The sequence below is a fragment of the Trichocoleus sp. DQ-A2 genome, assembly GCF_039961915.1.
Taxonomy (GTDB): domain Bacteria; phylum Cyanobacteriota; class Cyanobacteriia; order Cyanobacteriales; family FACHB-T130; genus FACHB-T130.
Map to the genome: position 1 here is coordinate 93,161 of NZ_JAMPKD010000022.1, position 20,595 is coordinate 113,755.

General features: G+C 44.1%; 17 protein-coding genes and 3 pseudogenes. 11 read left to right on the forward strand and 9 right to left on the reverse strand.

The window, feature by feature from the left end:
* Positions 1 to 513: 513 nt before the first annotated feature.
* The 4 genes from NC997_RS20530 to NC997_RS20545 all read left to right on the forward strand — a co-directional run bounded on the left by NC997_RS20530 (position 514) and on the right by NC997_RS20545 (position 4,184).
* Entirely contained in the window at positions 514 to 723 is a 210-nt protein-coding gene (locus tag NC997_RS20530; protein ID WP_190525452.1) for a hypothetical protein, read from the forward strand.
* Positions 724 to 911: 188 nt separating this feature from the next.
* Complete coding sequence (locus NC997_RS20535) at positions 912 to 1,136, forward strand: DUF433 domain-containing protein (RefSeq protein ID WP_190525453.1); 225 nt, start codon at positions 912 to 914, stop codon at positions 1,134 to 1,136.
* Positions 1,133 to 1,471, forward strand: a complete 339-nt coding sequence (locus tag NC997_RS20540) for a DUF5615 family PIN-like protein (protein ID WP_190525454.1) — start codon at positions 1,133 to 1,135, stop codon at positions 1,469 to 1,471. The genes NC997_RS20535 and NC997_RS20540 overlap by 4 nt, the downstream gene beginning before the upstream one ends.
* A gap of 997 nt (positions 1,472 to 2,468) precedes the next feature.
* A complete protein-coding gene (locus NC997_RS20545; protein ID WP_190525455.1) occupies positions 2,469 to 4,184 on the forward strand; it encodes a CHASE3 domain-containing protein in 1,716 nt (571 codons plus the stop codon).
* 413 nt (positions 4,185 to 4,597) lie between these two features.
* Here NC997_RS20545 and NC997_RS20550 read toward each other — a convergent pair whose 3' ends face one another.
* Positions 4,598 to 5,686: a pentapeptide repeat-containing protein gene (locus NC997_RS20550; RefSeq protein WP_190525456.1), complete on the reverse strand. Its 1,089-nt coding sequence runs from the start codon at positions 5,684 to 5,686 to the stop codon at positions 4,598 to 4,600.
* A 236-nt stretch (positions 5,687 to 5,922) separates the two neighbouring features.
* Here NC997_RS20550 and NC997_RS20555 point away from each other — a divergent pair, with 236 nt between their 5' ends.
* From NC997_RS20555 to NC997_RS20570, 4 genes are all read left to right on the forward strand, one after another.
* Positions 5,923 to 7,035 carry an S-(hydroxymethyl)glutathione dehydrogenase/class III alcohol dehydrogenase gene (locus tag NC997_RS20555; RefSeq protein ID WP_190525457.1) on the forward strand — a complete coding sequence of 371 codons (1,113 nt, stop codon included), beginning with the start codon at positions 5,923 to 5,925 and terminating at the stop codon, positions 7,033 to 7,035.
* 143 nt (positions 7,036 to 7,178) lie between these two features.
* Positions 7,179 to 8,045, forward strand: coding sequence for an S-formylglutathione hydrolase (fghA, locus tag NC997_RS20560; RefSeq protein WP_190525458.1), 867 nt, complete (start codon positions 7,179 to 7,181; stop codon positions 8,043 to 8,045).
* 119 nt (positions 8,046 to 8,164) lie between these two features.
* A complete protein-coding gene (locus NC997_RS20565) occupies positions 8,165 to 8,803 on the forward strand; it encodes a discoidin domain-containing protein (protein ID WP_190525459.1) in 639 nt (212 codons plus the stop codon).
* A gap of 310 nt (positions 8,804 to 9,113) precedes the next feature.
* The gene (locus tag NC997_RS20570) at positions 9,114 to 10,082 is read left to right on the forward strand and encodes a protochlorophyllide reductase (RefSeq protein ID WP_190416132.1); all 969 of its coding nucleotides are present in this window, start codon (positions 9,114 to 9,116) and stop codon (positions 10,080 to 10,082) included.
* Positions 10,083 to 10,110: 28 nt separating this feature from the next.
* Here the strand turns inward: NC997_RS20570 and NC997_RS20575 are convergent, their stop codons facing one another.
* Entirely contained in the window at positions 10,111 to 10,707 is a 597-nt protein-coding gene (locus tag NC997_RS20575; protein ID WP_190416133.1) for a hypothetical protein, read from the reverse strand.
* A 403-nt stretch (positions 10,708 to 11,110) separates the two neighbouring features.
* Positions 11,111 to 11,839, reverse strand: coding sequence for a hypothetical protein (locus NC997_RS20580; RefSeq protein WP_190525460.1), 729 nt, complete (start codon positions 11,837 to 11,839; stop codon positions 11,111 to 11,113).
* Between the two features lie 428 nt (positions 11,840 to 12,267).
* Here NC997_RS20580 and NC997_RS20585 point away from each other — a divergent pair, with 428 nt between their 5' ends.
* The 3 genes from NC997_RS20585 to NC997_RS20595 all read left to right on the forward strand — a co-directional run bounded on the left by NC997_RS20585 (position 12,268) and on the right by NC997_RS20595 (position 13,737).
* Entirely contained in the window at positions 12,268 to 12,588 is a 321-nt protein-coding gene (locus NC997_RS20585; RefSeq protein WP_242031268.1) for a hypothetical protein, read from the forward strand.
* Positions 12,589 to 12,590: 2 nt separating this feature from the next.
* Positions 12,591 to 12,824, forward strand: a complete 234-nt coding sequence (locus tag NC997_RS20590) for a DUF433 domain-containing protein (RefSeq protein WP_190525461.1) — start codon at positions 12,591 to 12,593, stop codon at positions 12,822 to 12,824.
* Positions 12,825 to 12,907: 83 nt separating this feature from the next.
* Positions 12,908 to 13,737 (forward strand): IS5 family transposase gene (locus NC997_RS20595; RefSeq protein ID WP_199306070.1). Its coding sequence is split into 2 segments (ribosomal slippage): positions 12,908 to 13,292 and positions 13,292 to 13,737, totalling 831 coding nucleotides; the frame shifts between segments, so codons are not numbered across the junction.
* Positions 13,738 to 13,812: 75 nt separating this feature from the next.
* Here the strand turns inward: NC997_RS20595 and NC997_RS20600 are convergent.
* The 6 genes and pseudogenes from NC997_RS20600 to NC997_RS20625 form a co-directional block, all read right to left on the reverse strand.
* Positions 13,813 to 14,103 (reverse strand): tetratricopeptide repeat protein, encoded by a 291-nt coding sequence (locus NC997_RS20600; protein WP_242031273.1) that lies wholly within the window; start codon positions 14,101 to 14,103, stop codon positions 13,813 to 13,815.
* A gap of 18 nt (positions 14,104 to 14,121) precedes the next feature.
* Positions 14,122 to 15,363 (reverse strand): annotated as a pseudogene (gene rpoD, locus NC997_RS20605) (RNA polymerase sigma factor RpoD); the annotation flags it as partial.
* Positions 15,364 to 15,438: 75 nt separating this feature from the next.
* Positions 15,439 to 16,170, reverse strand: a pseudogene (locus tag NC997_RS20610) (PD-(D/E)XK nuclease family protein); the annotation flags it as partial.
* Positions 16,171 to 16,523: 353 nt separating this feature from the next.
* Positions 16,524 to 18,017 carry a glycosyltransferase family 39 protein gene (locus tag NC997_RS20615; RefSeq protein ID WP_348257822.1) on the reverse strand — a complete coding sequence of 498 codons (1,494 nt, stop codon included), beginning with the start codon at positions 18,015 to 18,017 and terminating at the stop codon, positions 16,524 to 16,526.
* A gap of 273 nt (positions 18,018 to 18,290) precedes the next feature.
* Entirely contained in the window at positions 18,291 to 20,411 is a 2,121-nt protein-coding gene (locus tag NC997_RS20620) for a glycosyltransferase family 39 protein (protein ID WP_199306071.1), read from the reverse strand.
* 94 nt (positions 20,412 to 20,505) lie between these two features.
* Positions 20,506 to 20,595, reverse strand: a pseudogene (locus NC997_RS20625) (IS5/IS1182 family transposase); the annotation flags it as partial.

Here is a 20,595-nt window from a genome sequence, read left to right on the forward strand (position 1 = left end):
GCCTTGGTACCACAATCCCCGTTGAACCAAATATGCCCCTGTCCCCGTTCCAATTGCCGCTAGCTCTATTATTGCGCCTGTTTTGAACATTTCCATAATCAGCCCTTTACTCTAACATCTAGGAATCCGGTACAACTCTATAGTTCCCTATTAACAAGAAGAACAAACATTATGTTATGTAGTTTTGTTTAGCATATATCAGAGAGCGCAGCTTTGACCCTCTCACCACTTGAGTGCGATCGCGCGATGTCTGTAGGATAATTATTCGGTCACTTCAACCCAGTAAAGTACATCTTTTACGGTATGGTGATACTCGCTATCATGTGAATAACAGCGTATGCCTACCGCAGAACAGGCTCTTGCCTGCGTCAGAGTATGCCAGATGCTCTCAAATGGATATCAGCCTATTCATGTATTTCGGTATAACCAGAACACCAAGATAGTGTTTATCCTTGCTGGTGTGACTGAGAGGCGTGGAAATTCTAATTTTTTCCGATGGTCAAGGTCGCTTTAATGATGAAGCCTGACTTTAGCAAAATGACCCGTCAAGAACTGAGAGCCTATGCTTTGGCTTACCGAGAGGATGATGAAGCAATTGAGGCTCTGATTAAACGCGGGAATCCTAATAGCCCAAAATATCGATTTCCCACGACTGACGAGAATTTAAGGGAAATGGAAGAGATTCTCAAAAGAAAATTGGGTAGCAGTGGAGAAGCAATCTAACACTTCGTTTTAACTTGCATATTTTGATTTTATTGAGTTCTTGAGCTGATAGGAAGGAGGCAGAAACCAGTTAGATAGCAGTGAGCCTGAAGCAGAAATGAGCGATCGCATCTTCAGGGTTTTTTGATTTGCAAGTTGGGCAAACGCGATCCACACTGAAATTATGATTCATCTGGGAGTGAAATCGGATGCCAAATTTGCTTGACAGAATTACAGTTAATCCGAAGCAGTGTGGTGGTCGTCCCTGCATTCGGGGTATGAGAATTCGGGTATCAGATGTGCTGGACTTGTTTGCCGCTGGTTTAAGTGCCGAAGAAATCTTGGAGGAAATGCCTGACCTTGAAATGGAGGATCTGAAGGCAGCACTCACCTACGCTGCGCGTAAAGTCGATCATCCAGTTCTGGTGGCATGACGATTTGGGTAGATGCACAACTGTCGCCTGGAATTGCACCCTGGATCGCGAATACATTTGGGGTGACAGCAGTAGCCTTGCGCGATATTGGTCTGAGAGATGCTGAAGATTTTGAGATTTTCGAGGCAGCAAAAGCGCAAGGAGCGATCGTTATGACCAAGGACAGAGATTTTGTTGATTTGGTCGATCGCTACGGAGTACCGCCACAAATTATCTGGTTGACGTGTGGCAATACATCCAATACGCGATTGCGAGAGATTTTGAGTGCAACATTGCCAGACGCTTTGGAGCTTTTGCGCTCAGGCGAGATGTTAGTGGAGATTAGCGGGGATTAGTCCATCAACGGAAGGACTAGCGATCGCTAGGTGATATTTTATTCGCACAAACCAGTTAGATGGCAGTTAGTCTAAAGCAGAAATAGGCGATCGCAACTTTGACCCTCTCGCTGCTTGAGTGCGATCGCCAATGTTTGCAGGATGATTATTCGGTCAATTCAAGCCAGTCAAATACATCTTTTACGGTATGGTGATACTCGGTATCATGTCAATAACAGCCTATGCCTACCGCCGAAAAGGCTCTTGCCTGCGTCGGAGTATGACAGAGGCTCTTCTTAAATGGATAATTATGGCTAAACTGGCTTGAGCCTGCCGTCCCTTGCTAACTCGTACTTGCTGCACCAAGGCTGGATTGAGAAAGCTCCCAGATGTCCAATTTTACATAAACGATAGTAGCCATAGGCTGTTTGGCACCCTGGAAAATCGCGGGGCAAATTGCGCCATTTAATTCCATTATCTGCTCGGTAGACAATAGCATTCAAAATCTCTCGTAAGTTAACCTCTCAGTGTTTACAAATCAGTGTTTACAAAAAGGCTTGGCACGGAGTAACAAAGGTTCAATCTGTTGCTGTTCCTCATCGTTAAAGTCACTGTCGTAAAAGGGTTGACTCATTTGTTACATCTTGTATCGATTATTTTATCTCCTGCTATATACTCGCTTCATATCTATTTACCAACTGTCTCTTACATCTCAAGTTTTCAGCCCATCAATTAACTACAGAAATATTTTGCTGATTCGCGTGTTTGCTTAGTAATTGTTAATTTTTTTACTAACTTTAGTGTAAAGCAAAAAAAAATGCTATAACTTGTTCGCTCAAATTTAAACAAACTAATCTCGACTCGCTCAAACCTGAATCTGTTTATAAAAAAATATTGCTTATTAAAAATTATTAAGGCCTAATTTAGATTAACAAGGAAATACCGTAGTTTTGCGGTTGTTGTCAATAACTTGCTGATTGTTAATATATCAGTAAGCAATTAATTGAGATAGCTAGATATGGAAAATAAAATTAAGCTCGGTCAAGTTACCCAAGTCGGCTTTGGGACAATTATGGCACTGATGGTTGGTATAGGTATTACTTCTAAAATCAGTACAAATACTTTGGTAGAAGCAGTAGATTGGGTAACACACACTTATGAAGTTAAAGATAAACTGGGGGGGTTGGAAAAAAATCTAGTTGATGCAGAAACAGGGCAAAGAGGTTTCATTATTACGGGGAAAGACACTTTTTTGGAACCTTATAATAAAGCTCTTGAAATAATAAATAAAGATTTCAAGGAAATACAAAAACTTATACAAGACAACCCCAAACAATTAGAAAATTTGGCTAATGTTGAAGATTTGTCTCAAGAAAAAATTTCAGAATTAGCGGAAACGATTTCTTTAAAGAAAGCAGGTAAAGAAACAGAATTAAGAGCTTTAGTGCTTTCTGGTAAAGGGAAGCAAGTTATGGATCATCTTCGCGAAGAGATTGGCGAAATGATTGCCATAGAAAATGAACTACTGGATAAAAGGAAAGAAGAAACTAAACGAGCCGAAGAAATATCAAATTTTATTTCTTTAGGCGGTACTGCTGCTGCAATAGGTTTAGCTTGTTTTACTTTATGGTTTATTTCTAAAAAGGTTGTCCGACCGATTAATGACGTGACTAGTGCGCTGGCTAGTTCTTCTACAGAAATTTCTACTGCTGTAGAAGAACAAGAACGTATAGCAACCAACCAAGCTGTTGCCGTTAATCAAGCCTGTGCAACGATGAATGAATTAAATGCATCAGCTCGGCAAGCATCAGAACAAGCAGAGGCATCGCTAGAAAGTGCAAGACAACTATTAGTCTTAGCAGAATCATCAACCAAAGGTGCAAATCAAGTATTAGCTTTAGCAGAATCATCAACCAAAGGTGCAAATCAAGTATTAGCTTTAGCAGAATCATCAGCCACAGGTTCGCGGCAGGTACTATCCTTAGCTGCATCAGGCAATCAATCTGTCATAAAAACTGTAAATGGAATGTCAGAATTGAAAGAAAAAGTTGTCGCGATCGCAGACCATATTGTGAGTTTAAGCGAACAAGCTAATCAGATTGGCAACATTAGCGCCTTAGTTACAGGCATATCTAATCAGACAAATATGCTGGCATTAAATGCCGCAGTAGAAGCTGTACGTGCAGGAGAAAACAGTAAAGGTTTTACAGTTATTGCTAGCGAAATTCGCAAATTAGCCGATCAAAGCAAAAAGTCAGCAGAAAAAATCAACACGTTGATTTCCGATATTCAAAAAGCAATAAATTTAACAGTGGTAGTGACAGAACGAGGCAAGAGAAATGCCGATGAAACTATTGAAATGTCCAGAGAAACAGCCGATGCTTTTGCTAAAGTGGCTCAAGCAATTAATGATGTGGTCTTAGAATCCTCCACAAATGTTACCCAGGCAATTAATGATATTGTGTTGGAAGCGTATGGCAGCGTAATTCAAGCGATTGAGGAAGTTGTTTTAAACAATCAACAGGACTCAATAGCAGCAATTAATGATGTTGTGTTACGCAGTCAGCAAATTTCTCTCACTGCTAAGCAGCAAGCTCTGGCGATTGAGCAAGTGGTAGAAGTGATGAATAATTTGAAACAAGGATCGGTAGAAACAGCAAGTGGTTTAGAGCAAACTAAAATTGGGATGCAAATGGTGAATCAATCAGCGCTTAATCTCAATGCGGTGGTTTAGTTGGACAGATTATAAACTGCTATACGTTTGAGTCATCCTCAGTAAGAGGGTCGCGACTGCGATGACAAAATAAAGCCGAGAGCGTGCTGTGATGAGTAACAATATCGATATAGAACTGCTGCATCTGTTCTAGAAGCTGCACATCCTGCATCAACAGAAAACCACGCGGGTCAGCTGTTAGGGAATTCTAGTTATCAGCAATTGGGCAACCTGTGGCTGTGGTCAACTTTTCGCGATCGCTCATAGATATCCTTACTTAACCTTGTTTAAGTCAAACTCTTAATGACTTCGTTAAATTAACCACGCTCATAACGACTCCGAATTGACAAGAGCAAGTTTTGGGAATTTCGGAACCATTAGGGACTCGTCGGAACATCACTTGAAGGCGTTTGAGATTAACGACTGGGAGCCGCTCAAATTCCACAGGCTTTAAGTCGTGCCATCCATTCCCCAAATCCCACACGGCGAAAGCGAGTAGGCTCGGTCTTAGTAGGTTCCAGAACTTGCCAAGAGTGCCGGGGAAAATGACCGATTGGGAGAACATTGCCATTGGAAGCGGACTCTTTAGCCTTTAAATCATTAAATTTGAGCCAAGTTCCGTTTTGCTTCCATCCCACAGCTTCTCCGAACTTGGTGTAATCTCGATTTACTTGAGAACTTTCCCAAATTTGCCGCTGAATGCCGAACCCAAAGCGATCGCCACTTGCCTGACGCCAAAGTTGATCTAGCGTTTTGAGATGTTTACAGGGCATCGCCCGGATTTGTTCGGGTGTAATCTCGTCTACAGTCTGTTCAAGTGCCTTGGCATCCCCAGGAATCACTGCCTCTTTAAATAGATAACTGGTTGCCGAATCCATCCAGCGCCAATCCTGAGCTTGTGCTGCTTGCTTCAAAGCGTAGGAAGGCCAAAAGCAACCCTGCTTAGAAATTGCACCATTTGTCATAGTGGCGTTGCAAAGCCGTGTATCGCGAAATCCTGTAATATCCGTATCGGTCAAATCCGCTCGATCGAGATAAGCCGGATCGTGCTTCACTTCGCTGAAGTCAGCCCCTACCAGTTTTGCCCCAATCAGAATCGCTCCCTGCAAATTAGCATCTCTAAAACGGGCACCATTCAGGCTAGCGTTGCTTAAGTCTGCCTCACGCAAGATTGCCCCAGAGAAATTGGCTCTGGTAGCCTGAGTACCGGAGAGTAAAGCATTGGTTAAGTTGGCTTGGCGCAGGTCAGTGTCAATCAGGCGAGTAGCGGCACCAGAGAAGTCTGCCCCTTGGAGGTTTGCCCGTCGCAGATTTGCCTCCGATAAATCTGCCTCTCGGAAAACTTGGCGGGAGAAATCGGCACCGGCTAAGTTTTTACCATTCCATTGCACAGCCCTCAAGTCAGGAATCTTCTCATAGCTACGCAGACGATGCCAGTGGGAGAAATTGAGTAAGGCAAAGATAGCGATCGCACTTCCTCCCAATCCTCCCAAGATCCACCACAAACTTTTTTTGTGCCGCATCCTTAATTACCCGAAGTAGGAATTTTGCAAGCCTATCCTAAGCCACAAGTGAGAAAGTCGGCTTATTCAACCAACGTTTGGATTGAGGGGGCGTTTACAAACGTATTTTTATAGCTTCTGGGTCACTTTATACCCGCGAAACGAACCGCGATCGCTAAAGTAAGAATTACAGCTCTGGCTATCTCTGGCAAAATTCCGGATGATAGGGTGCTAGGCAAAATTGGCAGGAAGTCACGATGAAAACACGCGCGGCGATCGCTTGGGAAACTGGAAAGCCCTTAGAAATTGAAGAAATTGACCTAGAAGGGCCAAAAGCTGGAGAGGTTTTGGTTCGGATTGTTGCCACAGGCGTTTGCCACACGGATGCATTTACGCTGTCTGGTAAAGATCCAGAGGGCATTTTCCCAACGATTTTGGGGCATGAAGGCGGCGGGATTGTGGAGGAAGTGGGTGCTGGCGTCACCAGCGTGCAACCAGGCGACCATGTAATTCCGCTGTATACCCCAGAGTGTCAGGAATGCAAGTTTTGTCTGTCTGGAAAAACCAATCTGTGTCAGGCAATTCGCGCCACGCAAGGCAAAGGATTGATGCCCGATGGAACTAGCCGTTTCAGCAAGAACGGTGAAACTATCTATCACTATATGGGCACCAGTACGTTCAGCGAATACACCGTATTGCCCGAAATTGCGATCGCCAAGATTAACAAAGCCGCGCCGTTAGAAAAAGTTTGCCTCTTAGGATGTGGCGTTACTACAGGTATTGGTGCTGTATTGAACACGGCGAAAGTGGAACCAGGCTCAACGGTTGCGGTGTTTGGTTTGGGGGGAATTGGGTTAAGCGTCGTTCAGGGAGCCGTAATGGCTCAAGCGGGACGGATTATTGGCATAGATATCAATCCCAGTAAATTTGAACTGGCAATGCAGTTAGGCGCGACGGAATGCATCAATCCCAAAGACTACGAGCAGCCAATTCAGCAAGTGATTGTCGAACTCACGGATGGCGGTGCTGACTATACGTTTGAGTGCATCGGAAATGTCAATTTGATGCGAGCTGCCCTTGAAGCTTGTCATAAAGGTTGGGGAGAATCGACGATTATTGGGGTTGCGGGTGCGGGAGAAGAAATTAGCACTCGTCCGTTCCAACTGGTTACAGGGCGCGTGTGGCGGGGTTCTGCCTTTGGCGGAGTCAAAGGGCGATCGCAACTTCCCGGTTATGTAGAACGATATCTTGCAGGTGAAATTAAACTTGATGAATTCATTACTCAGACGATGCCACTAGAGCAAATTAACACGGCATTCGATTTGATGCACGCGGGTAAGAGCATTCGTTCTGTGATTCTGTATTCGTAATATCATGTCCGCCTTGCCCATAATTAAGAGAACCCCACCCCGCCATAGCCTGCGGCTATAGCTCCCCTCCCTGCTTGCGGGGAGGGGCTGGGGGTGGGGTTCTTCTCGATCGCGCAGAACTTGGTATGCAGCATTATTAAGTCATGAACCAACCCGTCCCGACAAACCTCACCATAGTCAGCCGCAACCGGAGTTTCGGTGGCTGGCAATCTGTCTACCGCCATCACTCTGCGGTACTCGACTGCGAGATGAATTTTGGAGTTTATCTTCCACCCCAAGCTGAAAGCCAATCGTGTCCGGTACTCTATTGGCTGAGTGGACTAACTTGCACGGAACAAAATTTCATTAGTAAAGCAGGCGCACAGCAATTCGCAGCGCAATACGGTGTAATTGTGGTTGCTCCCGATACCAGTCCGCGCGGCTGTAATGTCCCTGGAGAAGAAGATAGTTGGGACTTGGGAACAGGTGCGGGATTCTATGTCAATGCAACGCAAATGCCTTGGGCAAAGCATTATCGGATGTATGACTATGTAGTTTCAGAACTGCCGGAAGCGATCGCTGCAAATTTCCCCGTCATGGCAATTCGGGGCATTTTCGGACATTCAATGGGCGGATATGGTGCCTTAGCGATCGCTCTGAAAAATCCCGGAATGTTTAAAAGTGTCTCCGCCTTTTCTCCGATTGTTACCCCAAGCCTTGTCCCCTGGGGACAAAAAGCGTTTCAAAATTATTTGGGCGACAATAAATCTGACTGGCTAGCTTACGATCCGATGCATCTAATTAAATCTGCTCCAGAAAGATTGCCCATTTTGCTCGATCAGGGAGATGCCGATCAATTTCTAGGCGAACAATTGCAACCCGACGTTTTTGCACAAGCTTGTGCAGAGGTAAATCATCCCCTGACTCTCCGCAAACAACCCGGTTACGATCACAGTTACTATTTCATTGCCTCATTTATCGGCGATCATTTCGCTCACCACGCTGCTGCTTTGGCTCAACCGGGCTTTTGATTACTCCAACCTAATAAGAACCAATAAGATTTTATTTTCATTTTCCTACGAAATAGATAGAAACTATCTATGCAGGTAAATGCGAATTAGATTTTGCGAAAAGCTAATTGAGACATAAAATGAGAATACAAAGTGTTAAAATATCTGCCTTTGCTTTTCTTGTCGCTTTCACGCTAATTGGTTGTTCTAAATCTACAGAAGACTTAAAAAAATCCTCCCCGGTTCCATCAAAAGCTCAACCCGATCGAGAAGTTAAAGTTGCTGCAAAAAAACTTAACTTTCCAGGGGTTAACGTTGCTGTGAAAAAACAGGTGATTGCAAGAGCTGGAGGAATTACTTACCCAGGTTGGGCCAATGCCAATGATAATGTGGATTACAAAACAACAACAAATTATCCACAGCTAGGTCGATGGGGAAATGAAACGAATAATGGTAAGGGCACGTTTCAAGTTGTGGATTTGGGTTCCGTTTATCAACTTAATGGAGTCGGCTATAACATCGATTGGGATGGCGCGTTTAAGAATTCCTTGACATTTCGAGTCGAAGTATCAACAGATAACAAGTCTTGGCAGTTAGTTTCTAACATTGTTCATCCTTACGCTCCAACAACTGTTTTTAATAAACTTGATATTGATGTTGCAATCAAACCGACTGCTGCGAGATATGTCAAATATTGGGAACCACCGGACGGACAATGGAATGGTTGGGGTACTTTTCATCAACTCAGGGCTTATTCTTCAAAGTCTGTTAAACGGTAATCGCTAGGCTGAACGCTCTAAGTAAAACAGAGCTATTAGATAAAGCTAAATTTGGCGAAGTTCGCGTTGCTTGCCGCTGCTGAATGGTATTAGCAAGTCAAGTACGCGATCGCCAGGTAGTTACAAAATTGTTGGTACGATCGCTACTGAATTGGTGTTGTTGATGGACGATTGCAAAACCAGTATGGATAGAAAACTTTCCCCAAGATACTCATAACAGCGCACCTCGAAAAATAAGAGCTGATGACCCAGTGGTGTAAAATCCTAGATCCTAGAGACAGTTAACGGCGGTCAACGGAGTCTAAACACAATGGAATCACATCGGAAGCCAACGGTTGTAATCACGGGTGCCTCCTCAGGGGTTGGTTTGTACGGTGCAAAAGCGCTAGCCAAAAAGGGATGGCACGTAGTGATGGCTTGTCGGGATTTGGAGAAGGGGAAAAAAGCTGCCGAAACAGTGGAAATCCCCCAAGACAGCTACACCCTCATGCAAATTGACCTAGCCTCTTTGGAGAGCGTTCGCCAGTTCGTGAATAACTTCAGAGCCAGCGGCAAGTCCTTGGACGCATTGGTGTGCAATGCCGCAGTTTATCTACCTTTATTAAAAGAACCATTACGCAGTGCCGAAGGTTATGAACTGAGCGTGGCGACGAATCACCTGGGTCATTTCCTGCTGTGCAACCTGATGCTGGAGGATCTGAAAAAGTCCTCTTATCCAGATCGCAGACTTGTGATTTTGGGAACTGTGACGGCAAATCCGAAGGAGTTAGGAGGTAAGATTCCGATTCCAGCGCCTCCAGATTTAGGCAATCTCCAAGGCTTTGAAGCTGGTTTTAAAGAACCGATTGCGATGATTAACGGCAAGAAGTTTAAACCAGGCAAAGCTTACAAAGATAGCAAGCTTTGCAATGTTTTAACCATGCGGGAACTGCATCGGCGCTATCACTCTTCAACAGGCATTACCTTTAACTCCTTCTATCCGGGATGCGTTGCAGATACACCTCTGTTCCGCAACCACTATCCTCTGTTTCGGAAAATCTTTCCGCTGTTCCAAAAGAACATCACTGGGGGATACGTGTCTCAGGAGTTGGCAGGGGAAAGGGTTGCAGCGATTGTTGCCGATCCTGAATACAAGGAATCCGGGATGTATTGGAGTTGGGGAAATCGCCAGAAACCCGGTCGTCAGTCTTTTGTGCAAGAGGTTTCTGACGAAGCCAGCGATGATAACAAAGCTCAAAAGCTGTGGGATTTGAGCGCTAAGTTAGTTGGAGTAGCGTAACGAAGGCTGGGCGTTAGCGAATTATTGGTCATTGTTCAATATAGCTATCTGGTTTTGATGTTGTCTGCCGAAACATCAAAACCAAAGCTAAACCTTTAATTGCAGCACTAATAGGAGGTAGAATCATTGCCCCGCCTAAAGCAGAAACTGGAATCCACCAACCCGCTCTCGAAATCTGCCGCTTCAGCAACAACCATTGTGCAGTTCCAACAATTGCTTCATTTATTGCACCTATCTTAGATAGGCTAAAAAGCTCATACGAATTACTTAGATCCAATGATATAAAGTCACTAAAAAAATCAGATAGTGCGTTTGTAGATATAGAGTAACTCGCTAGCACACATACTGGTAAAGCTACCGCCCCGCCTATAGCAGACGCTGCAATCCACAAACTCGATCTCTTAATTCGCCGCTTCAGCAACAACCATTGGAAGCAACCCAAAATAGCCCATACAACAGTCCAGCCAAAGGGAAATCCGTTGCTGCCAAAACCTCCAGTCAAAAGTGTTACAAAAAAGCCAGCAACAATCCCAAGCAAACTACCTATAGTAGATAAAGCAATCCAGCCTAACCAAAACTTCCATTCCGCACTCTTTAGCATTGCGAAGTTAGAGGAGTTATTCATAGACCTCTGTGAAAAAATTTAGATTAAAATTTTAGCCGTTTTTTCCGGCTTGGGTGTGTTAAATACATATTTATTTGCCCAGTTGTCAAATTGTTGATGGTCGCAACGAATTGTCACGCAATCAGGTAGAAGTCTTGGTTTCAAGCTTTCTATAAAAGTGCTTGTACTCAACAGCAGCTTACTTCACGTCGCAACTAGACCAGCTCGGCAGAAATAACCCACCATGAAAACTCTCCCCCTGCTTCATCAACTATGTGAGGGGTGGGTAGTAAAGCTGATTGTCATTCTTTAGGTGGGTATTTTACCAAACATAAAATATAGCCTCAAAGTGAATGGCTTTGAGGCTATTCTTCTTCAAAATATTAACGCTTGAAGTGGGACGATCGCGGCTTTTTTATGGCTGTTACTGAGCCGAACCATCCGGACTATCGGCAGCAGGGTTTTGTTGACTGCTGGATGTTGAATCTGTTGCACTCGATTCGTCTTGAGCTGGAGTGCGATCGCTCTCACTTTCGGACTGTGTGGGAGCAGTTTGTGTCGAAGGTGCTTGTTGAGCCTCAGGCTGCTTTGGCTCAGCATTGGGCACAGTAATGTTGATGTTAGGTGCCGGAGCTTGCTGTTGAGGTGCCGGAGCCTGCTGTCGAGGTGCCGGAGCTTGCTGTTGAGGAACTGGAACCAAAACATCCCTAGTTCTTTCAATGATCGTGGTTTCTTTTCTAGGAGCTTGCTTTGCTTCAGGAGCTGGCTTCGCTTCAGGAGCTGGCTTGGCATCTGGTTGTCTAGGAACCACAATATTTGGGATAACCGGAGCGGGTGCCTCATTCCGTTGGTTTAAAAAGAACCAAGTACCAGCGGCCAAGCCTACCAGCGAAGTCAGGAGCAAGCCAATTACTAAGCCACTCGCCGCATTGTTATTATCCCGAACCGCTAAATTCTCTTCTTGGTAGCTGCGCTCAGAGACTCGACCGCTAACGTAACCATCCCGGTAGGAGTCAGCGTTAGGCTTAACAACGCCATTATTAACTGTTTCTTCTGTTCGCGTTACGTTGGTGTGAGTATGACCGTTAGCGTCATTGTAAGAATCCTGACGAACTTCACGGTTATAAGTTTGGTAATCCTTTGGATTAGTCATAGCTGTTGATAAACTCCAAAAAAATGTAGATAAAATAGAACCTTGAAAGTCTGTCGGCGTGACGCACTTTCTTTCAAAAAAGAATTCTTAGCTTTGTTGTAGTTTGATTCGCTACTTCTGCTTGAATTGTTTTCAGAATAACTTTTGCAAACGCACGAATGGCTCTATCTCAAGAGCGTATTCTTACTTCTATCAAAGGACTGACTGTTTCAATAACTGCTATAAGCTATTAGCGAAAGCTGATAGATATAGAGCAAGCTTAGTCAAGGGAAACTACTTTCAATTAAAAAAGTATCTTTACTAAATCTTTATTTTTTTATGGGCAATCTTTACTAAATATTTATAGATAAAAACAACCAGTTATGCTGAGTATTAAGCCATTTGTAGCGGTGAGCGTTTATAGAGAAATGGCACTGACATAAGGAGAAATGCGAGAATTCGTAAGTTTGTTCCGTGCGACTAAGCGTTACCCAACATTTCAAAGGGTTTGGCTGGGTTCGTCGAAGGAAATCCAGCCTACGAGCTTCAGGCTTAAGTCAGTGACTCATACTAAAGGTAAAAATCAAGCCGTAACCAGCAACGGTAGCGATCGCATCTGGGAGTCCACTATCGTCAACGAGTATCTAGATGAAGTATTCCCCAAACCGCCATTAATGCCAAGCAATCCGGGAGAGCGATCGCACTTCTCTTCTATTCAAAACACCACTACACCGAGGGCAATAGCAGAGTTTACCATAAAGTTTAAGTAAAGATGGACTGGCGAGAATACATTCATTCTGACTCCAAGATCCTGCTAGGTAAGCCAGTTGTGAAAGGAACTCGCCTGTCAGTAGAGTTTTTGCGTGGGTTATTTTCCGTAGGATGGACCGAACAACAAGTGCTGGAAAATAACCCTTCACTAACTCCTGAGTCACTAAGAGGTGTGTTCGCTTTTACCGCTGAGTGTAGGCGTGAAGAATCCTTGTATATTAGACCTCCTGCATGAATAGGAAAGCGTGTGACAGTTGATGATCGTAGGGAAGCAAAGCACGCTAGATTTTGGATAGGAACAAATATTCAGTTGCAGCAATGCAATACCGGGAGTTAGAGCATCTATCAAAGACTGAGTTCAAGCGCTGGTGTGGAGTGAGCCGGGCGACTTTCCGCGAGATGGTCGAGGTGGTACGTCCGCACTTAGATCGGCAAGGACGACGGGGTGGGCAAGCGAAACTAAGTGTCGAAGACCACGTATTAGTGGCCTTGGCATACTGGCGAGAGTATCGTAGTCAGTTTCACATCGGCGTGAGTTGGGGATTGCACGAAACCACAGTCGGACGAATTGTGAGAAAAGTGGAAGACCTGCTGGTTAAGAGCGGCAAGTTTCGCCTTCCGAGTCAGCGTCAGTTGTATCAGCCCGGATGGGAGTGGAAGGTAATGGTGGTCGATGTCGGCGAGGTAGAGATTGAACGTCCCCAAAAAAACAGAAACGCTACTACAGCGGTAAGCAGCGTTGCCATACGCTAAAAGCACAGTTGGTAGTGGAGTTTGAAAGCGAACAAATCATTTGTACGGCTGTCGATACGGGTAGAACCCATGACTTCAAGCTGCTCAAGCGCAGTCGCTTGCCGTTTGTCTCATCCCAGTTGTGTTTAGCTGACCGAGGATACCAAGGATTTGCCAGACGTCATGCTGGCGCTTGTACCCCCGCCAAGAAGCGACGCCAGCAACCTTTAGTTGAAGAGGAAAAGCAGCATAATCGGGCTTTAGCTCGGCTACGAGTCAAAGTGGAGCATGTGATTCGTCGCTTCAAGATATTCCGCATTTTCTCAGGTCGGTATCGCAACCGCAGAAAACGGTTTGGCCTGCGCTTAAACCTAATTGCTGGGCTACTCAACTATGAACTGGCACACCCTTCATGATTCATGCAGGAGGTCTATTCTTCCACTCGCATCCGAGGCGGTTTGATATGGAATCTTTTGCTGATAAGTGATCGCTTATCTAAGGTAGAGGTTTGTTGCTGTCTGTAAGTCTTCCATTACTTTTGGATAGTTTCCCAAAACTGCATAAGCACTACTCCTTCTGTTGTAAGCATCAGCATAGTTGGGATTGAGATAAATTGCGTGAGTAAAGTCCTCAACTGCTCCTTGAAAATTTCCAAGTTGATAACGCTCAACTCCTTGATTGAAGTAAGCAACTGCATCTTGAGGATGGGAGGGATCGTTTTTAACTTCCTCTGTATGGCTCTGGTTTGGTTCAGACTGCTGCCGATACTCCTCTTTTCGCAAGTCATAGGAATTATTTCCACGAATGTATTCTTTAAGAATAGAGTTGCGATTCGGGTGGCGCAGCTGTCTAATGGCTTTCGCTTCAATTTGCCGAATCCGTTCGCTGGTTACATTGGAAATTTGGGCAATTTCTTCAAGAGTTTTCATCCGTCCATCATCCAATCCGTAGCGGAGACGTATTACATCCCTTTCACGAGGACTAAGGGTGTCGAGGACGCTTTCTAAGTCTTCCCGCAGCAAGTTTTTGGAAACTTTATCTTCTGGGGTTTGCTCATCTGTTTCAATCAAATCTCTCAAACACAACTCTTCTTGTGTATCTCCCTCATAAAACCACGGGTCTTTGTTTAAATTGACATGGATAGGAGTTTCCAGAGAAATGGGTAACTGAACAGATTTGGTGATAAATTGCAGTTTCTCAATGGTCATTTCCATGCGAGTAGCGATTTCATCTTCAGTGGGCTTACGACCCATCTCTTTAGAAATAAGCCTGCTAGTTTTCTTAATTTTAGAGATAGTTTCATACAGATGAACAGGCAAACTAATTGTGCGAGATTGGTCAGCTAGCGCACGAGTAATTGCTTGCCTAATCCACCAAGGGGCGTAAGTTGAGAACTTATAACCCTTTTCATGGTCAAAATTTTCCGCAGCCCGAATTAAACCCAGACTACCCTCTTGAATCAAGTCTTGGAACGATAATCCTCGATTCATGTATTTTTTGGTAATTGAGACAACCAAACGCAGGTTTGAATGCACCATTCTATCTTTGGCGCGACGACCTATATAGAGGCGATGACGGAACGTGGGCAGGTGCTTTTTGACCTCTTTTAACCACTCTTCTTGTTGAGGCTCTCGTCGGAGTTCTTTAGCAAGCTTCTCCCAATAGCACTCAGATTTTAATACTACTTCTGCCCACTCTATATCCTGTGGTTCGCGATTTAGCTGCTTAATGAATTGCTCACGTAGTCTTTCTAGTTCCATTAGGTCTGCCACTTTACGGGCGAATTCAATTTCTTCATCAGATCGTAGAAGACGAATTCGGCCAATTTCTTGTAAGTATATGCGAATAGAATCTTCCGTATAGTGTCTGTTATTTTTTCGGGCGCGAGGATGGATAAAGCAATCTTCACTATACTCATCTCCACTCTCATCTGCTTCGACATCCACCAGTTTATATTGGTTATCCTCAACCTCAAATAATTGTTCTAACTGGCTTTGAGGTTGGATAATAGTTTCAATTGCTTTGTTTATCCGATATCTAATTACCCTTCTTACCTTGGTAGTTGAGCCGTCTGAGTGAGTAATTATGGCTCCTGGTGTAAGAACTTCTGTCTTAAATCTCTCTACCCTTTGCCGCCACTCTTGGAAATACTTATTCAGCATTTCTAATTGTATCGGGACTATCTGTGGTTTTTGGTCTGGTAGGGCAATCACAATTAATGCGTGTCTTAAATCCAAGCCGTAAGTTTTATTTGCTGCATTCAGATAGGCAACACATTGGATTTTATATTCGTGTATCCGCTCCACTGGATAGGGCTGATGGGTGGTTTTCCAGTCTATAAGGCAGAGCGCTCCCTTCAATTGCACAATACAGTCAACTTTTCCCCAATAGCCTAGCTCTAGATTAAATACAAAATCTTCTACGTACAGCACCCGCTGTATCTGTCTCAGTGCAGGCTCGATTGATCTACACCACGGTTCTAGGTCTTTTGAGCAAGATTGGTATCTGTTATTTAGGCAGTTCTCTATCCACTCATGCAAGCGTTTCCCACGGTCTCGCACTTCGTCCCGCGATTGTTTCTGTAATTCCTCCGAGCCTGTATGTTGCTCCTTTGCGGGGTAGTAACCTAGTGGCTGATGGAGTGTTGTTTCTTGAAGAATGCTTGAAACACTAGACAGCTTGTGCTTTAGGTAAGTACAGAACCAGTTAGCTGTGTCACCTTCCAACCTCTGCAAGCTTCTGGCTAAAACTTGCTCATTGAGGTTCTCAAATATATCATCAAGGGCTGTATTGCTGCGTTTTTGGCAGCAATGTATTACTTGCTCAATTAGCTGGTTAAGCAGTGTCATTAATCGCGATCCTTGGCAAGGAGTAGAGTAGGCTCAATTCTTAGAGTTCCCATTACTGAATTACTGTTAACGGTTATCAAGGCACAGTTAGCAAAACTTTATGCAAAGTGATGTCGATGGCTCTAGGTGATCGCATCCTCCCCAAACTACTCACAAACTCAGCCGACAGAGGTGACAATCAAGCTATGACTAGCAGTAAAAAGATGTAGTAAACTAACCGAGATCAACTTGCAAAATAAGCCAGAGTGGTTTGCGGATGTCTCGCCTTATAGCAAAGTTCCAGTCATTAAATACGGTAGCGCTGCGTTTGGGAATCCACTATCATCTCTTTTCGAGCAACAGTCGCAATTTCCCTAACTGGAAGATTTCTTTAATAAATAATGTTCTACCGTTCCTTTGTCATCTTGATAAGTCTTTGAGTAATTTTCGTCGATGTAAGTGTTGAATTGACTATTACTCTTAAATGTTTCAATCCATCTTGCTAGGACAATTTGTTCGGGACGATACTTTTTCAAAACAGCAATAATATCATCGAAAGTCAAATTTCCCGATTTAAATCGTTTATCTGACATAACGGCAAGTTCTGGAGGAACCGGCAAACCCGCATAAAAAGCGTATATGGGACGATCCGTGAATATCCATTGAGTGGAATCCTTGTGTTTCAACACTAGATTCATAACTTCAAGACTTTTGGGTGGTCTTCCTTTAGGCTTAGCAGGAATCGCAATCATAGAGACAATCAAAAGTGCTGTGGCTAAGAGGGGAAAAATTAGCTTTTTGAAGTTTAAAGATTTTGGATTAGAATTCCACCCTTCTGGAAAAAAATTAATGACTAAAGCAACTCCATAGCCAGCTAACCAGCAGATGGGAATCGCCAGTAAAGGATAGTAGTGATACCAAACAGGTTTATGCTTGAGGAGAATTAGGCTAGCAGTCACTAGCCATGTTATAGGAAAAATCCCCTCTCTTTGTTTTTTAAATAAAATTGCTAGGCTACCAATGAATGCCAAAAATACATAGTCATAGTCTTGATAAAGAAAGTAAGGTAAATTTTCAATATTATTAAAGGTTGTTGATTGACCTTGAACTTTCTCTCCCAAGTGTGCTTGAACTAGCTGTTCATAATTAAAAGCTTGAAAAATTAAGCTAACTCCTAGATAGATAACTGCAATAAAAATTAACCATAAAAGCAGGGGAGATAAAACAGAGGACGGAAAGAAGTTTTTTGATTTACTTGCCTCCGGTTCTCGGAGTTTAAAATCCAGCAGATAAAAAATCATTAAAGGAACCAGAAATATAGTAAATAGTTTTGTTTGCAAAGATACTGCTAAAACGGCTCCTGATAAAATAATGAAACGTTTACGACGCTGCCGTTTGTAGAGAGTTAGCAAATAAACAGAGAGCATTGCCAGAGATAAAGAGGGAATCCCAATCATCACGGAAATGCTGAGTCTAAGAAATAGCCATGAGCTGAAGAGTAATATTGTAGCGACAAGAGTAGGTATTATTCCTAAAGAAAAGCGTAGAATTTGATAAAAAGACCAGATTAGAAGTGCTGAGAAGAGTATAACCAACACCCGTGCCGCAAAAACTGAATATCCAAATATATTAAACCAGTAGGATAATAAGACTGTGAATAGAGGTGGTTGATCGTTCCATATCTGCGTGTATAGAGAAAAGCCTTGCGAGTATAAAAGCGCTTTGATTAAATTTAATCCCTCGTCATAATCGAATTCAAAGGCTTGCTGAACTGGTCTGATGGCAAGTACGAAGCCAACATAGAGAAATAGTATGAGTAAATGAAAAAAGATATTCTTTAAATGGGTCATGTTTAATAAAATTTTCAATTTTATAGGCGGCGCTCGCCTAAGATCAATAATTAATGAGAAGCTAATGGTAAATGGAGAGGATATTTTTAATACATTTTAAAAACTAATTGCACTTCGGAACCCCACCCTAACCCTCCCCGTAAACGGGGAGGGAGAAAGGAGAAAGGGAGAAATCCTAGCTGAGGATGGGTTATATAAATTTTCACAAGAGAGATACTCCCAATTAAATAGCTAGCAGACAAACCTTATGTAGGTTTTTATGTAATAGGTGAAATTAGTCAAGCGCTTATATTATGTATCTGACCTTATTACCTCGACCTCACCAATGATTGCTTGGGTTCCTGGGGAATTTCCGACCGCATCGCGGACTTCCAATGCTTGTCCGTTGCTGGGCGAATACCACCCTACCTCAAGACGGTAGCGATTAGGTGGTGTACCGGGTGTAACTGTAAGTTTATGGACATCCCGTAAGACTGTCCCTGAAGTTACTTGATCTGTGAAAAAATAACCATCCAGCGGACGTGCATCGGAACGGTTTTGCAGGTTTCCTTGCGTGTCGCGCAGACTGATGTTAATGGTCATATCAGGGGGCATCGGTGCTAAAAATTTCCAGTAGAATGTCACTACCAGCGCTTCATCGGGCAAGAGTTTAGAAGTATTCAGGTCATAACCGAGCAATTGTACCTGCTTGCCAAAAGACAAAGAAAGCGGAACCTGAATGCGTTCTAAATCCTCCAGTAAAGGCACCGGGCCAGGATACACTCGTGCATAGTCAATATCGTGCAATCGTGCCGCATATAACGGTTGCTGAGGGGCAAAGTAAGCGATCGCTTTTGGTTCTGGCAACTGACGCTGGAATTGGTTGTAGTACAATACCACGCGATTCGCTGTCGTCCAAGGTTGAGGATCGGGCAGAATATCTTTTTCGATCGGTAAAGTTTGACCGTGAAAATAGGCAGCAAATGAGGAACTATACCAACTGGCGACTTTGATTTCTTTCGCATTCGGTAACTGATTCAACCATTTAGCCGCTAAGTCGAGACCCTCGCCTTGACCGATCATAAATATGTGTTTGGCAGCAGCCGAACCGCCCAGCAAAGGGTTGTAATAGCTCAGGTAATAAGGATAGTAGGGGATAAGGACGATGAGTTGTAATCCGAAAAGGGCGATCGCTGTCGTTACGCCTCGGTTAATTCCCCACTGACCAATGTGATGCTTCCCAAAGCGACGCCGCAGTACCTCCGCACCACGTCCAACCCAAACCACTATTTCAAGCCAGCCAACCGCAGATAGCAGTGCTAGCACTGGCAATAAAAGGTTAATGTAACGGTCAATCTTACTGTCGCTGACTGAGAGGGTCAGCAGCACGCACAAGGGAATTAAAGCGAGTGCTGTTACTTCCGGCATCTTCTTTTGGTGACGCCGCAGCTTGGGGATTAGCAATATCGCTAAAAATGCCAGCAACCCCACTTGCAGCACGGGAGAGAGACGATACGCCAGCACTAGCGGATAAAAAAGTAGTCCCGGCGAATCAGTGATTTGCCCTAAAAAGAAAAGTACGCCTCTGGCTGACTCTTTCAACAGACCTTTATAAATCTGCGCCACAACATAGGAAGGGGACACCCACATCGCAGGCCAAATTAGAACGATTGTCCCTAAAATGCTCAATCCCCACCACCTGAGATCCGCCAACTGCCGCTTCCAACCCCTTTGAGGAAAGCGGGTTCGCCAGATTCCCGACTCAATTAGCACGATCCAGAGGGCAACAGCAGGCAAGATAAATAAAGCTGTCACTTTTGTCGCTGTCGCCAGTCCCATAAATACCCCAGAGGCGACAAGCAAGCGACGGCGATAGCGATCGCGTAGCGGCGCTGATGCGCTTAGCAAATCGCTCCGCAGATACAGTAAAAATAGCAGCAACGCCAAAATACTAAAATCAGCCATGAGCGCGTCAGTCGTGAGGTAGCGCTGATAAGCCAAAAAGAAGGGTTCTAGTAACAGTAGGCTAAGAGAGCATAGGGCGACGGATTGCCCCAATAGCTGCTTTGCAAGTATATAAAAACACACCATACACGCTGAAGCGATCGCACCCTGTAGCAAGCGCGGCAGCACGTAGAAGAGGATGGGGAACTGAACTTGGTTGAAACAGGCATCCAGGTCTAGTGGCTGATTCAGACCTAGCAAACTTGGGAAGTGCTTTTGCAACCGACAATTCGCTAACATACTGCTGCCAATCACCCACATATTGGTGACGCCTGGATGATGACGGCGATAGGTGCCAGTTAAATCTCCCTCCAGCAAGTTCTGTATAAAGGTGCTACCGCGAGTCATCCACAGCACTTCATCAGAATTGATGGGAACGGTAATTGCCAGGATGCGTAGCGTCAGCGACACCAGAAAGATGCCGAGCAAAAGAGGAGAGCCTTTTATTTTGATCAATAGAAGTATGTGACTTTAAATTAATAGCCCATTTTCCGACTTTTAGAGCTGATTTATAAAGTTGAGACTAAGAAGTGAGACGGCTGAGCATCAGTCGTACCATAGCTCCATAAATCATTGCCTCACTGACCTCTGGCAGTAGTTCATAATCCTTGCT